At 76.1% G+C, this 13845-nt stretch carries 11 protein-coding genes, 2 pseudogenes and 1 riboswitch; of the genes and pseudogenes, 5 read left to right on the top strand and 8 right to left on the bottom strand.

The window, feature by feature from the left end; all coding sequences use genetic code 11:
- Positions 1–23: 23 nt before the first annotated feature.
- The 3 genes and pseudogenes from MRQ36_RS10580 to MRQ36_RS10570 form a co-directional block, all read right to left on the bottom strand.
- Positions 24–266 carry a hypothetical protein gene (locus MRQ36_RS10580; protein WP_242794692.1) on the bottom strand — a complete coding sequence of 81 codons (243 nt, stop codon included), beginning with the start codon at positions 264–266 and terminating at the stop codon, positions 24–26.
- A 93-nt stretch (positions 267–359) separates the two neighbouring features.
- A complete protein-coding gene (locus tag MRQ36_RS10575; protein WP_242794691.1) occupies positions 360–1292 on the bottom strand; it encodes a GNAT family N-acetyltransferase in 933 nt (310 codons plus the stop codon).
- Between the two features lie 114 nt (positions 1293–1406).
- Positions 1407–3886: pseudogene (locus MRQ36_RS10570) on the bottom strand (S8 family serine peptidase).
- Between the two features lie 148 nt (positions 3887–4034).
- Between MRQ36_RS10570 and MRQ36_RS10565 the strand changes: the two are divergent.
- Together MRQ36_RS10565 and MRQ36_RS10560 are read left to right on the top strand one after the other, a co-directional pair.
- Positions 4035–5852 carry a glycerol-3-phosphate dehydrogenase/oxidase gene (locus MRQ36_RS10565; RefSeq protein ID WP_242801001.1) on the top strand — a complete coding sequence of 606 codons (1818 nt, stop codon included), beginning with the start codon at positions 4035–4037 and terminating at the stop codon, positions 5850–5852.
- 87 nt (positions 5853–5939) lie between these two features.
- On the top strand, positions 5940–6458 hold the full coding sequence (locus tag MRQ36_RS10560; RefSeq protein WP_242794690.1) for a hypothetical protein: 519 nt from the start codon (positions 5940–5942) through the stop codon (positions 6456–6458).
- A gap of 3 nt (positions 6459–6461) precedes the next feature.
- On the opposite strand, the gene MRQ36_RS10555 is transcribed toward MRQ36_RS10560, so the two are convergent.
- Positions 6462–7862, bottom strand: a complete 1401-nt coding sequence (locus tag MRQ36_RS10555; protein WP_242794689.1) for an FAD-binding oxidoreductase — start codon at positions 7860–7862, stop codon at positions 6462–6464.
- Between the two features lie 66 nt (positions 7863–7928).
- Between MRQ36_RS10555 and MRQ36_RS10550 the strand changes: the two genes are divergently transcribed.
- Positions 7929–8192, top strand: coding sequence for a DUF4031 domain-containing protein (locus tag MRQ36_RS10550; protein ID WP_242794688.1), 264 nt, complete (start codon positions 7929–7931; stop codon positions 8190–8192).
- 11 nt (positions 8193–8203) lie between these two features.
- Here the strand turns inward: MRQ36_RS10550 and MRQ36_RS10545 are convergent, their stop codons facing one another.
- Complete coding sequence (locus tag MRQ36_RS10545) at positions 8204–8842, bottom strand: metal-dependent phosphohydrolase (protein ID WP_242794687.1); 639 nt, start codon at positions 8840–8842, stop codon at positions 8204–8206.
- A gap of 118 nt (positions 8843–8960) precedes the next feature.
- Between MRQ36_RS10545 and MRQ36_RS10540 the strand changes: the two genes are divergently transcribed.
- Positions 8961–10163 (top strand): aromatic acid exporter family protein, encoded by a 1203-nt coding sequence (locus MRQ36_RS10540; RefSeq protein ID WP_242800999.1) that lies wholly within the window; start codon positions 8961–8963, stop codon positions 10161–10163.
- Positions 10164–10202: 39 nt separating this feature from the next.
- Here the strand turns inward: MRQ36_RS10540 and MRQ36_RS10535 are convergent.
- Positions 10203–11496: pseudogene (locus tag MRQ36_RS10535) on the bottom strand (aminotransferase class V-fold PLP-dependent enzyme).
- A gap of 51 nt (positions 11497–11547) precedes the next feature.
- Positions 11548–11668: riboswitch (SAM riboswitch) on the bottom strand.
- Between the two features lie 23 nt (positions 11669–11691).
- On the opposite strand from MRQ36_RS10535, the gene MRQ36_RS10530 reads away from it, so the two are divergent.
- A complete protein-coding gene (locus tag MRQ36_RS10530; RefSeq protein ID WP_242794686.1) occupies positions 11692–13179 on the top strand; it encodes a PrsW family intramembrane metalloprotease in 1488 nt (495 codons plus the stop codon).
- Positions 13180–13195: 16 nt separating this feature from the next.
- Here the strand turns inward: MRQ36_RS10530 and MRQ36_RS10525 are convergent, their stop codons facing one another.
- Positions 13196–13363, bottom strand: coding sequence for a hypothetical protein (locus MRQ36_RS10525; RefSeq protein WP_242794685.1), 168 nt, complete (start codon positions 13361–13363; stop codon positions 13196–13198).
- 67 nt (positions 13364–13430) lie between these two features.
- A complete protein-coding gene (locus MRQ36_RS10520) occupies positions 13431–13778 on the bottom strand; it encodes a co-chaperone GroES (RefSeq protein ID WP_242794684.1) in 348 nt (115 codons plus the stop codon).
- Positions 13779–13845: the final 67 nt, after the last annotated feature.

Raw genomic sequence — 13845 nt, 5'->3', positions numbered from 1 at the left:
CGCGTCGGTGTGGCAGCCGCCGGTCAGCCCGGTATCCGCCGTTGGTTGCGGCGCTTGTGCGAGCGGTCGTACGGCGGTGGCACGACGACCGGCTCGTCGACCAGTTCCAGCGGTTCCTCGGCGGCGGGCGCGTCGACGTCGGTCAGTTCGGCGCGTTGTTCGGCGTCGCCGTAGTCGAGCCGGTCGAACGGCAGTCGGCCGGTGACCTCCCCGGCCGGTGGCCAGCCCGCCGGCTGGTCGTCGGCCTGTTCGTCGTCCGTGGTCATGGCTGCCTCCCTCTACGCAGCACCGTAGGGGGCCGTCGATGGCGGACGCGGGGGAATGGCGCTATTAGCGCCTATATCCCTTTCGCCTTTCGGTCACGCCGGAGCTGCGTCGATCGGTTTCCGGTAGAGCCAGAACACCCGCTCGATCCGGGCGCCCGCGCTGCCCGCATAGAACGGCACCGGCCCCACCCAGCCGATCTGCGCGGACCCGTGGCCCGCCGCCGCCTGGTCCCGCAGGCAGCGGCGCAGCAGCACCCCGCCGATCCCGGAACCCTCCGCCGCCGGGGCGGTGCCCATCGGGCCGAACCAGCTCGGCCGCGACGACCCGTAGGCGGCGAAGCCGAGAAGCTCGCCGTCGCGCTCCGCCAGGTGCGCCCCGGCGTCCGGCCGGCCCACCGAGCCGGCCAGCTCGCCGTCCCACGAGCCGCCGAAGGTGGACCGGGCGAAGGCGGTCAGCGCCGGCAGGTCCGCCGGCCCGGCCCGGCGTACCGTCACGCCCTGGTCGGCCAGGCGGCGCTCCGCGGCCTCCGTCGGCCGCAACGCCGCGGAGCCGGCGGTCAGGTCCGCGGTCATGTTCCAGGCGGTACGGTCCTGCCGGAAGCCGAGCCGCAGCGCCGCGCAGACGGCCGGCGTGTAGCGCACGTCGATGCCCGGCCAGGCGTAGTACGGCGGGTTGCCGGCCAGCAGCAGCTCGACCGCGCCGAGCCCGGCGAGCCGCCGCTCCGCCGCCGCCAGCAGGGCCCGTCCGATGCCCCGCCGCCGGTCCGCCGGCGCCACCGCCAGCAGGTCGACGTGCCCGCGCCCCGGGTCCCGCTGCGCGACCGAGCCGATCAGCACCCCGACCAGCTCCGTGCCCCGGACCGCGCCGACCAGCACCACCGGCCGGTCCGCCGCCGCGCGCACCGCGAGGGTGTCCACCACCGCCGTCGCCTCGGCCGCGTCCTCCGGCAGGTCCAGCGCCCGCCGGCAGAGGTCGACGACGGTGGGCAGCCGGTCGGGGCCCAGTTCGATGATCTCCACGTCCATGGTCGCCGACCCTAGGTCATCCGACCCGCCCCCGACACCGTCCGACCCGCCGCCACGAGGCTGTTAACAGGGGACCCCTGCTCTACCGGAGGCGTTAACAGGGGGCCCGTGCTTTCACCCGCGGGCGGCGCGGACGGCGGCGTACGCGTCGACGAGGCCGGCACCGGTCAGGTCGGCGTCGCCGCCGCAGCGGTCGGCGTCGGCCGGCACGCCGGCCGGGCTGGCGGTGTCCCGCAGGAGCCGGCGGGTACGGGCCAGGTCGCCGACCAGCGCCGGGTTCGCCGACCACATCAGCGCCACCACCCCGGCGACCTGCGGGGTGGCCATCGAGGTGCCGGCCAGGCTGGCGTAGCCGCCACCGGGGAACGCCGACAGCACGTCCGCGCCCGGGGCCACCAGGTCCGGTTTGGCGAGCCCGTCCGGCGCCGGTCCCCGGCTGGAGAAGCGGGCGAGCTGCCGCTGCCGGTCCACCGCGCCGACGGTCAGCACGTCCGGATAGGGCGCGGGCGGGTCCGCCACCGACCCGCAGTACGGGCCGGTGTTGCCCGCCGCGGCGACCACCAGGATGCCGGCGGCGGCCAGCGCGGCGGTGGCCGGACGGAGCGCCCCCGCGTCGCAGCCCTCGATCGGCGGGCAGCCCCACGAGTTGGTCAGCACGTCGGGTGCCCGCTGGGGCCGGCCGTCGGTGAACGGGTCCCCGCCTGCCGGGAAGGGCGCCAGCATGAACTGGAGGCAGTCGAGGTAGTGGGCCGGGCTGCCCAGGTTGCGGTCCAGGTTGACGCAGCCGACCCAGCGGGCGCCGGGGGCCACCCCGATGCCGTCGCGCCCCACCGCGCTGCCCACCGTGTGGGTGCCGTGACCGCCCCGGTCGGTCGGCGTACGGGTGTGGGACCAGGGGTCGTACCAGGAGTCGTCGCCGCCCCGGAAGCCGCCGGCCAGCGCCGGGTGCCGCCCGTCCACCCCCGAGTCGGAGCTGCCGACCACGATGCCCGCCCCGGTCACGCCCAGCTCGTTCCAGACCCGGTCGGCGCCGATCAGGGAGACGTTCCAGACCGGGCCGGTCGGGGCGGGCCGGTCGCCGCGCGCCGGTGGAGCCGCCGCCGGCAGGGGACGCAGCCGCTGGTCGACCAGCACCCGGGCCACCTCGGGCCGCCCCGAGAGCCAGGCGCGCACCGCCGGCCCGCCATCCGTCGCGATCGCGTTCACCAGGTAGTACGGCGTCGGGTGCAGGTGCAGCCGGGTCAGCTCGCGGCGCAGGTCCCCCTGGGTGCGGTCGGCCGTGGCGACGAGTCGCCGATAGACCTCGGCGGCCCGGGCGTCCCGACCGGCCCGCCCCGGCACCCCGGCCGGTACGCCGCTCAGATCTGCCTGCTCGCGGAGCACCACCAGCAGCCGTTCCCCGTACAGGCCGGGCTGGCCGGGGACGACATGAACCACGGCGACGGCGGCGAGCAGGGCGGTGGCGGTCAGCCCGGCGACCCGGCGGCGCGGGGCGGCGCGCGGGCCGGGCCAGCAGGACGGCGTACCCGATGGCGAGCAGCACCGCGACGGCGAGCGCGCCGCCCGTCGCGACGGCGACCCAGAACGGCAGGTCGCGGCCGGCGGCCAGCAGCACGGTGACCTCTTCCGGGTCGACCAGGGCGAGCGGCCCCAGCAGCCCGAGGCCGACCAGCCAGCGCACCGGGGCCGACCCGGCCGGCCCGTCGGCCCGCACTGCCGCCGCGTGCAGCGCGGCCAGCGTGAAGCCGAGCGGCGGCAGCGCGAACAGCGCCGGCAGTTGCGCCCCGGACTGCCCGGCGCCGGCCGCCAGCAGCACCAGGACCACCCCGGCGACCAGCCCGCCGACCAGCACCAGCCGGGCCGGTCGGGGCGGCGTGCCGACCGTGAAGTGCGTCCAGAAGGCGGGACCGAGCAGCACCCCGGCCAGCCCGCCGAGCGCGGCGGCGGCGAGCACCGCGAGCAGCGTCTCCAGCGGCCCGCCGAGCGCGCCGACCCAGGCCCACGGCAGCAGCAGGGCCAGCCCCGCCGCGACCGCGAGCAGCGTCACCGGACCGACCCGCCGTCGGCCACCCGCCGTCGGCCGGACCGTTCCGGGGTGCGCCGCCCCGGTGCCGTCCGGGTGCGTCGTCGGCTCGCGCCCGGTTTCGGGCTGCGCGCTGTCGGTCCGCGTCGGCATACCCGTCGGCGGCGGGCGCGGACGGGTCGATCGCCGTCGCCGGACCGGCGGTGGGGCGGCGGCGGGTCAGCCGGGCCAGCACGACCGCCACCAGCGCCCCGGTGCCGGCGAGCGCGGCCAGGTACGCCTCCTGGTGCACCGGCGGCAGGGTCCGCAGCAGCGTCAGCGCGCCCGCCGCCAGCGCGCCGGCCAGCCAGACCCGGCCGACGGCCCGGACCGCCGGTGCGCGCGGGACCAGGGCCAGGGCCAGCGTGGGCCCGCCCACCAGCAGCACGGTGCCCAGGGCGACCAGCGGCCAGGTCGCCACCACCCGGTGCAGGCCGGTGGCGAGCACCGCCTGGTCGGCGGCCCAGCCGACCACCTGCCCGAGCACCGTCACCAGCACGGCCCAGCCGCCGACGAGCACCGCCGCCACCACCGGCCACGGGCCGGTCCGGTCGGGTGCGGGGCCGGGCGGCGGGGCGGGCAGCCGGGGACCGATCTCCATGCCGATCACGGTACGGCCCGGACGGGAGATGTCGCTGTCACGGCGGGACGGTTACCGTGGACGGGTGCGTGACCCCAACGTGTCCCGAGCCGCCGCCGGCCAGCTCTCCATCGCCCGCCGCGCCGACGACCTGCGCCGACTGCGTACCGAGCAGTTCGACGTGCTGGTCATCGGCGGTGGGGTGACCGGGGCGGGAGCCGCGCTCGACGCCGCCTCCCGAGGGCTGAAGGTGGCGCTGGTGGAGGCCCGCGACTTCGCCGCCGGCACGTCCAGCCGGTCCAGCAAGCTCATCCACGGCGGCCTGCGTTACCTGGAGCAGTTGGAGTTCCACCTGGTCCACGAGGCGCTGACCGAGCGCGGGCTGCTCGCCACCCGGCTCGCGCCGCACCTGGTCCGCCCGGTGCCGTTCCTGGTCCCGCTCCCCGCCGGCCGGGGCCCGCGCGACCTGCCGGTCCGGCTGTTCCGCCGCTCCTACTACGGGCTCGGGGTGGCGACGTACGACGCCTTCGCCGGGGTCTTCGGCGGTGGGCGGGGCATGCCCCTGCACCGGCACCTGACCCGGGAGGGTGCCCGCCGGATCTTCCCCAGCCTCCGCCCGGACACCCTGGCCGGCGCGATCCGCTACTACGACGGGCAGGTCGACGACGCCCGGCTGGTGGTGACGCTGGCGCGGACCGCGGCGAGCCTGGGGGCGACCGTGGTGACCAGCGCCCGCGCGGTCGGCCTGATCCGGCAGGCCCGCGAGGTGACCGGGGTCCGCGTCCGCGACCTGGAGGCCCCCGCCGACTCCCCGGACGCCGAGTTCGAGGTACGCGCCCGCACGGTCATCGCCGCCACCGGCGTGTGGAGCGACGACATGTCGCGGATGCTCAACGACGTCGGGCTGCGCCCCGGGGTCCGGGTCCGGGCCTCCAAGGGGGTGCACCTGGTGGTGCCCCGCTCGGCGATCACCGGCGAGACCGGGCTGATCCTGCGCACCGCGTCCAGCGTGCTCTTCGTCATCCCGTGGGGTGGCCACTGGATCATCGGCACCACGGACACCGACTGGCGGCTGGACCGGGGCCACCCGTCGGCCACCGCCAAGGACATCGACTATCTGCTGGAGCAGGTCAACACCGTGCTCGACCGGCCGCTCACCACGGCCGACATCGAGGGCGTCTATGCCGGGCTGCGCCCGCTGCTGGCCGGCGAGGCCGACTCCACCTCGAAGCTGTCCCGGGAGCACGCGGTGGTCGAGCCGATGCTCGGGCTGCTGCTGGTGGCCGGCGGCAAGTACACGACGTACCGGGTGATGGCCGCCGACGTGGTGGACCGGGCGGTGCACCGGCTGGGCTGGAACCGACCGTCGCGTACCGCCGACCTGCCGCTGCTCGGCGCCGACGGGTACGCGGCGATGTGGCGGGACCGGGCCGACCTGGCCCGCCGGCACGGGGTGCCGGTCGGCGTGGTCGAACACCTGCTGGAGCGGTACGGCACGCTCACCCGGGAACTGCTCGCCCTGATCGAGGCGGACCCGCTGCTCGGCTCGCCGCTGGCCGGCGCCCCGGAATACCTGGCCGCCGAGGTGACGTACGCGGCCCGGGCCGAGGGGGCGCTGCACCTGGAGGACGTGCTGACCCGGCGTACCCGGATCTCCTTCGAGACCAGCCACCGCGGCCTGGAGTCGGCGGAGCACGCCGCCGAGCTGATGGGCGCGGTGCTCGGCTGGGACGCCGGGACCCGGGCCCGCGAGGTGACCCACTACCGGGCGCGGGTGGCGGCGGAGCGGCAGTCGCAGCTGATGGTGGACGACGTGGCAGCGGACGCGGCCCGGCTCGGCGCGCCCGACGTGCGCGGCTTCGCGGCCGACCGGGGGGTCGACGGCGACAGCGTCGAACTTCCCTCGTCCTCCCGGTAGTCGATCCGACGCCGCGCCACTAGGTGTTCACCTGGCGGCCGGTCGGCCGGTACCGGCTCCGGGCCGCGGTGAGATAGGTTCGCCTGCGTGTTTCGCCCTTCCTGGACGCGTCTCATCCCTTTCTCGGCCGGTGCCCTGCTGGCGGTCGCCCTCACCGGCTGCTCGATGCTCGACCGGGCGGAGGACGCCACCGCGAAGACCGGGACAGCGCCGACCGGCGGAGCGTCCGGGACGGCCGGTCCCCGCCCGATCGAGCTGCTGCAGAAGGTCGGCGCGGACGGCTCGGTCCGGACGCTCCTGGTGAAGCCGGACGGCAGCTGGGACTGCCGGGACTGCGCCGGTGACGGGGTCAACTCGACCGGCCGGCTCACCCCGGAGCAGACCCAGCGGTTGCAGCGGATGGCCACCGATCCGCAGCTGGCGAAGGAGACCGACCAGGCACGCGCCTACAAGCTCTCCTGCATCGACACGCTGACCTCCACGCTGCTCATCCCGCCGGGGCTGACCATCACCCAGCAGGACTGCCCGGGCGAGGAGCGGCCCCCGGTGGCCGGCGAGATCCTGCTGCTGCTCACCCAGGCCACCCCGGCCGAGGTGAAGGGCTGAGCGTCAGAGCACCTTGCCGGGGTTGAACAGGCCGTCCGGGTCGAGCGCGGCCTTGATCGCGTGGTGCACCCGGACCCCGACCGGGCCGATCTCCCGGGCCAGCCAGTCCCGCTTGAGCAGCCCGACGCCGTGCTCCCCGGTGCAGGTGCCACCGAGTTCCAGGCCCAACCGCATGATCTCGTCGAAGGCCCGCCGGCCCCGCTCGACACTGGCCGGGTCGGCCCGGTCGACCACGATGTTGGGGTGCATGTTCCCGTCGCCGGCGTGCCCGACCACGCCGATCGGCACGTCGCACTCCCGGGCGATCCGGGCCACCCCGTCGAGCAGTTCGGCGAGCGCGCCGCGCGGCACCGCCACGTCGTCGATCACCAGGCCGCCGTTGCCGTCCGGGAAGGTCGTCGCGGCGAACTTCTCCATCGCCGGGTGGGCCAGGCGACGGGCCTGGAGCAGGGCCGCCGCCTCGACGGCGTCGGTGGCCGCGTAGACCTCGTCGGCGCCGGCCGCCGTGCAGACCTCGGCGATCCGGGCCAGGTCGTCGGCCGCCCGGGAGCCGGTGTCCACGGCGGCCAGCAGCAGCGCCTCCGCGTCGGTGCGCAGCCCCATCGGCTGGTACGCCTCGATCGCCACCAGATGGGTGCGGTCCAGCAGCTCCAGCAGGCTGGGGCTGAGTCCCCGTTCGGCGATCCCGGCGACGGCCGTGCCGGCGGTGGCGGTGGAGGGAAAGACGGCGACCAGGGTCAGCGACTCCTCGGGGGCGGGCCGCAGCGACACGGTCACCTCGGTGACCACGCCGAGGGTGCCCTCGGAGCCGACGAAGAGCCGGGTCAGGTCGTACCCGGCGACGCCCTTGGCGGTCCGCCGGCCGGTACGCAGCACCTCGCCGGAGGCGAGCACCACCTCCAGGCCGAGGACGTATTCGGTGGTGACGCCGTACTTGACGCAGCACATGCCACCGGCGTTGGTGGACACGTTGCCACCGATGGTGGAGGACTCCCAGGAACCCGGGTCCGGGGGATAGTAGAGCCCCTGCTCCGCCACCGCGCCGGCCAGCGTGGCGTTGACGACGCCGGGCTGGACCACGGCGATCCGGCTCACCGGGTCGATCTCCAGGATCCGGTCCATCGCCACGGTGCTCAGCACCACCGCGCCGTCGACGGCGTTCGCGGCGCCGGCCAGCCCGGTCCGGGCACCCTGCGGCACCACCGGTACGCCGTGCCGGGCGGCGGCCCGGACCACCGCCACCACCTCGTCTGTGCTGCGCGGCCGGGTGACCACGAGCGGCGTGCCGGCGGCGCAGAGATCGGCCTCGTCCCGCTCGTGCAGCCGGAGCAGGTCCGGGTCGGTGAGCACGGCGGCGTCGCCGAGGGCGGCCCGCAGGTCGTCGAGGAGGGGGCTGTCGGCCATGCGGGGAAGGCTAGGTCGTCCCCGCGTGATCATCAACCGGGCGCGTCCCCGGCTAGGGTGGCCGCCATGCTGTATCTCGACCGGCCGGCCGTGCCCTGGCGGGGGCGGCTCTGGTCGCACCTGATCAGCGACGTCTCCTACGCCGAGCTGCACGCCTTCGCCGAGGCGCTGGGCGCGCCCCGCCGTGGCTTCGACCGGGACCACTACGACATCCCGGCGGAACGCTTCCCGATGGCGGTCTGGCTCGGCGCGCAGGTCGTCCCCAGCCGGGAACTGGTCCGCCTGCTGCGCGCCGCCGGCCTGCGCCGCCCCCGGCACCTGCACCGCTGAACCGAGCGCCCTCAGCTCGTGAGGGCGGCGAGTTCGCGGGTGAGGTTGGCGCGGGCGGCGGCCTCCCAGCGGGCGTGCAGCGGCGGGAGCCGGTAGCGGGCCGGCAGGGCGAGCAGGGCGGTCAGCACCCGGGCCCGGCCGGCCCGGAAGTCCGGCTCGGGCACGTGCGCGTACTCGCGACGGACGGCGGCGGCGTAGCGGTCGTAGCGGGCGGGTGGGGCGGCCAGGATCGCCAGGTCGGCGTCGCAGAGCAGGGCGCCGTCGGGGTCGCCGGCGGTGACCGTGTGGCCGGCGGTGAGGAGCACCAGTCGGCGTACCTCGGTCACCGCGTCGGCCGGCGTGCCGGCGGCGGCGAGCAGCCCGGCGGCGAGGTCGGCGCTGGCCCGCTCGTTGGCGTCGCCCGCGGCCCGGGGATCGTAGACCGCGTCGTGGGCCCAGGCCGCCAGCCGGACCAGCGCCGGCCGTCGGGCCAGCCCGGCGTACGCGTCGACGACGTCGAGCACCGCCAGCAGGTGGTCGAGGGTGTGGTAGTGCCGGTGCGGCTCCCGCCAGCCGGCCAGCAGCCGCTCCCCGGCCCGGTCCACCGCACCCGGGTCGGTGGCGCCCGCCGCGCGGGCCGCGTCCCGCCACCGCTCGATCAACTCGTCCACCCGGTGCAGTCTGCCGCACCGGTGCGAGGATTCGCCGGGTCCGGGGCGGGTAGTCCGCGCCGTGGCCCGGGACCGAAGACCTCCGTTCATGCGCCGTGGGGTGCTGCGCGAGGGGCTGGTGGACGCCGACTCGGCCCGGATCGCCGAGGGGATGCAGGAGCTGCGGCAGCGCAGCAAGGCCACCCTGCACGACCGGATGCACCGGGTGCGCGCCGCGTTCGGCCTGGCCGTGCAGGCGGGACTGGCCGCCGCGCTGGCCTGGATCGTGTCCCACCAGTTCCTGGGCAACCCGCAGCCGGTCTTCGCGCCGATCTCCGCAGTGGGCACGCTGGCCGCCTCCGTCGGTCAACGGCTGCGCCGGACCGTGGAGCTGATCGCCGGGGTGGCGGTGGGCGTGTTCCTCGGCGACCTGCTGATCTATCTGCTCGGCGCCGGCGCGTGGCAGCTCGGCCTGGTGGTCACCGCGGCCATCGTGGTGACCGTCTTCGCCGGGGCCAGCGTGGCGATCGTGATCCAGGCGGCGGCCACCGCGGTGCTGATCGTGACGCTCACCCCGTCCACCCAGAACCTGGAGATCCCGCGCTTCGTGGACGCCTTCGTGGGTGGTGGCATCGCGCTGCTGGTCACCGCGATCCTGTTGCCGCTGAACCCGCTACGGGTGATCAACCGGGCCGCCCGGCCGGCGCTGGACCTGCTCTCCGCGCAGCTCGACGTCTGCGCGGAGGCGCTGCGTACCCGGGACCGGGGCGCGGCGCAGCAGGCGCTGTTCCGGCTGCGGGAGAACAAGGAGGAGCTGAATGCGCTCTCCGAGGCGATCGAGGGCGCCAAGGAGACCATCACCATCTCGCCGGCCCGCTGGCACCGGCGCAGCGAGCTCACCCACTACGCCGAGGCCGCCGAGCCGATCGACCGGGCGATGCGCAACAGCGGCACCCTGATCCGCCGTTCGGTCACGATGATCGAGGACGAGGAGCCGATCCCGGAGCCGATGCCGGACGCCGTCGCGCACCTCGCCGAGTCGGTACGCCTGCTCCGGCACGAGTTCGCCGCCGGCGAGGAGCCGCAGCAGGCCCGGGAGCGGTGCCTACGCGCGGTCAGCGAGGCCGGCCGGGCGTACGGGGCGGGGGTGGGCTTCTCCGGCAGCGTGGTGGTCGCCCAGGTGCGGACCACCGCCAGTGACCTGATGGTGGCCTCCGGTGTCGACCAGGACGAGGCGAACCGGTTGGTCCGCCAGGCCTTCGGCGACCACGACAAACCGTCCGCCGGCCCGGCCGAGGCCAACCCGGCCCCCAAACCCCCCACCGCCCCACCGCTCGGCTGAGCGCCCCGGTCCCGGCCCGACCGCCCGGGTGGCGACCGGTCAGCGGCCCGACCCGAGCGGACGCAGCGCGGTGAGCAGACGGTCCACGTCGGCGGCGGTGCTGCCCAGGCCGATGCTGGCCCGCAACGCGGTGGCCGGCAGGTCCCGCCGGCCGCTGCGCGCGGCGGCCTCGGTGAGCAGCCGCCGGGCCAGCGGATGGGCGCAGAACAACCCGTCCCGCAGCCCGATCCGGTGCGCGGTGGCGAGCCGGGCGGCGACCTCGGCGGAGTCCCGGCCGGCCACCACGAACGAGACGATGCCGACCCGGGGCGCGTCGGGGGGCCGAACGTGCGCAGCTCCACGACGTGCGGCAGGGCCGCCAGCCCGTCCCGCAGCCGGGTCAGCAGCGCCTGCTCGCGGGCGTGCAGCGCGGGCCGGTCCGCCTCGGCGAGCGCCGCGCAGACCGCCGCCAGGGCCACCGCGCCGAGCAGGTTCGGCGTACCCGCCTCGTGCCGGGCCGGGCCGGTGGTCCAGCGCACCTCGTGGGTGCCCGCCCCGACGTGGCTGGTCGCCCCGCCCCCGACCAGGTACGGCGGTGCCGCGTCCAGCCAGTCGGCCCGGCCGACCAGGGCCCCGCGCCGAACGGCGCGTACAGCTTGTGGCCGGAGAGCGCCACGTAGTCGACGTCCAGGGCGGCGAGGTCGACCGGGGCGTGCGGGGCGAGCTGGGCGGCGTCCACCACGATCCGGGCGGCGTGCCGGCGGGCCACCCGGGCCAGCTCGGCCACCGGCCAGCGCTCCCCGGTCACGTTGCTCGCCCCGGTCACCGCCACCAGCACCGGTGGGCCGGCGGGGGTCGGGGCGGGCCGGCCGGCGGGCACCCGGCGCAGCTCGCCGAGGGCGGCGTCCAGCGCGCGTACCGCCTCGGCGGGGCTGGCCGGCACCGGCAGCCGGACCGAGCCGCGCGGCCAGGGCAGCAGGTTGGCGTGGTGCTCACCGGCGAAGGTGACCACCGTGGTGCCGGCCGGGAGCGCCCGGGCCAGCAGGTTCAACGCGTCGGTGGTGTTGCGGGTGAAGACCACGTGGTCCCCGGCCCGCGCGCCGACGAAGTCGCCGACCGTCTGCCGGGCCCGCTCGTAGGCGAGGGTGCAGCGTCGCGACAGCGCGCCCGCGCCGCGGTGCACGCTGGCGTACCAGGGCAGCAGCTCGGCCACCGCGTCGGCCGCGGCCCGCGCGCAGGGCGCGCTGGCCGCGTAGTCCAGGTTGATCTCACCCGGCACGCCGAGCACGCCGAGCGGGTCGGTCCGGGCCGGGGCCGGGAGGACGGGCGTCGGGGGTACGAGAGTGACGGTCATGCCAGCAGCCTCCAGGGTCCTGGGGACCCCGGGGTGTGGGCACCGGGACGGGGTCCGCGCTTGCCCAGCACGCCGTTCGGGCTGGGCCCGGTCATCACCCGGGGCACCCCACCGCGAACTCGACGAGGGTTGCCGGCCAGCAAGCCGGGGCTTCGCGCTGGCACTCGTGACCTGCCCGGCAGCATAGCGGTCGGAATGCGGCCGGACCAGTGGGCCGGAGGTGACTACGCTGACCGCATGGCCGACACCCCGCCCGGCGGAGCCCTGCCGCCGCCGACCGCGCCCGCCGTTCCGCCGTCCGGCGCGCCGGCCCCCCGGATGCCGCTGCGCCGGCTCGGCTGGCGGCGGTTCCTGGCGCTGGCCGCAGTCGTCCTGGTGATCGCCGCCGGCGCGGTCTTCATGGTGTGGACGCTCGGCGAGAACCTCGGTGCCGAGGCGCTGCTGATCGGCGTGATCGCGGCGATCCTGCCGGTCCCGGTGCTGGTCGCCTGCTTCCTCTGGCTCGACCGCTACGAGCCGGAGCCGCTGAAATACCTGATCTTCTGTTTCGCCTGGGGCGCGTTCGTCTCCACCGCCATCTCGCTGAAGGTCAACGAGTTCTTCGCCGGGCAGTTCAAGGACTGGGGGCTGCCCAGCGCGCTGACCGCCGTGCTGGTGGCCCCGTTCATCGAGGAGCTGACCAAGGCCCTCGGGCCGATCCTGCTGCTGGTCTTCCGGCGGCGGGAATGGTCCGGGATCACCGACGGCCTGGTCTACTGCGGGCTCTCCGCGGTGGGCTTCGCCATGGTGGAGAACATCCTCTACCTGGGCGGCTACGGCTACCGGGTGGGTGTCGAGGAGTACGGCCCGGCGACCGGCGCCCGACAGGTGATCGCCATCTTCATCGTCCGGATCCTGCTCTTCGGCTTCGCCCACCCGCTGTTCACCTCGATGACCGGGGTGGGGCTGGGCGTCAGCGCCCGGGCGGCGGACCGCCGGCTGCGCGTCCTCGCCCCGATCGCCGGCCTGCTGCTGGCGATGATGCTGCACGGCACCTGGAACCTGCTGCCGTCGCTGGCCGCGGCGACCGGTCAGCCGCTGATCGCGCTCTACGGCTACATCGGGGTGATGGTGCCGATCTTCTTCGGCATGGTCGGGCTGGCGATCTGGCTGCGCGCCTGGGAGGGACGGCTCACCGAGCGCACCCTGCCGGACTACGTCCGCGCCGGCTGGCTCACCCCGCCGGAGGTGGCGGCGCTGGGCAGCCTCGGTCGCCGGCACGCGGCCCGGACCTGGGCCCGCCGGGTGGCCGGCGACGGGGGGCTGAAGGCGATGCGCGGCTACCAGTTCGCGGCGACCCGGCTGGCGCTGCTGCGGGACGGGATGCGCCGGGGACTGGACCGCAAGCAGGCCGACCGGGACCGGACGGCCCGGGAGGAACGGGAGTTGCTGGACGCGATCGCCGCGTACCGGACTTTCTTCGTGGGTCGGGACCCGCAGGCGCCGGTCGGGGTCTGGGACGGGGACCGCTACCACCTGCGGTTCCCGGACGGGTCGCAGCGCGCCGTCGAGGCGCCCGACGAGCCGGTGGTGCCGATCCCGGTGGTGCTCGCCCCACCGCCGCCCCCGGCCTGGCCGGCCGGCTACGGCCCGCCCGGCTGGTACGGCCCGCGCCCGGCCGCACCCTGGCCGCCGGGCGCCTGACCGCCCGGGTGCCGGGTCAGGTCATCAGGCCGGTGAGGAAGTCGCCGAGGCCCTGGGCCATCGCCATCAGCAGCCCGCCGATCGCCTTGAAGATCTGCGCCGCCCCGTCCGGCCGGAACGCCATGAAGTAGATCAGGAACGCGACGCTTCCCCAGGTCAGCAGCTTCTTGACGAATACCGGCATGGTCCCTCCCCAGGGCGCGCTGGAGGTGCCTGGCTTCCCGCCGCGCAGCCGCGCAAACGGCGGGGAGCTACAGGTAGAGACCGGTGGAGCCGGTGGGTTCCTTCTCGACCCGCTCGGCGGCGACCGCGTGCACGTCGCGCTCGCGGAGCAGGACGTACGCCCGGCCGTGCAGTTCGACCTCGGAGCGTTCGTCGGGGTCGAAGAGCACCCGGTCGCCGGCGACGACGGTGCGGACGTGGGGGCCCACCCCCACGGCGGTCGCCCAGGCCAGCCGCTTGCCCACGGCGGCGGTGGCCGGGATGACGATGCCGGCGGTGGAGCGGCGCTCGCCCTCGCTGCCCTCCATCCGCACCAGTACGCGGTCGTGCAGCAGGCGGATCGGCAGGCCGGAGTCGAGGTTCTGGTCGGCGGTCACGCCGGAGACGGTACCCGGTGGCCCGGGGCGCTCCGGCCGGTGGTTACGCGAGGGCCACGCTGGGCAA

It is taken from the genome of Micromonospora sp. R77 (assembly GCF_022747945.1).
Taxonomy (GTDB): Bacteria; Actinomycetota; Actinomycetes; order Mycobacteriales; family Micromonosporaceae; genus Micromonospora.
Note: the sequence above shows the minus strand (reverse complement) of the source record. Positions and strands in the feature narration are given on the sequence as shown.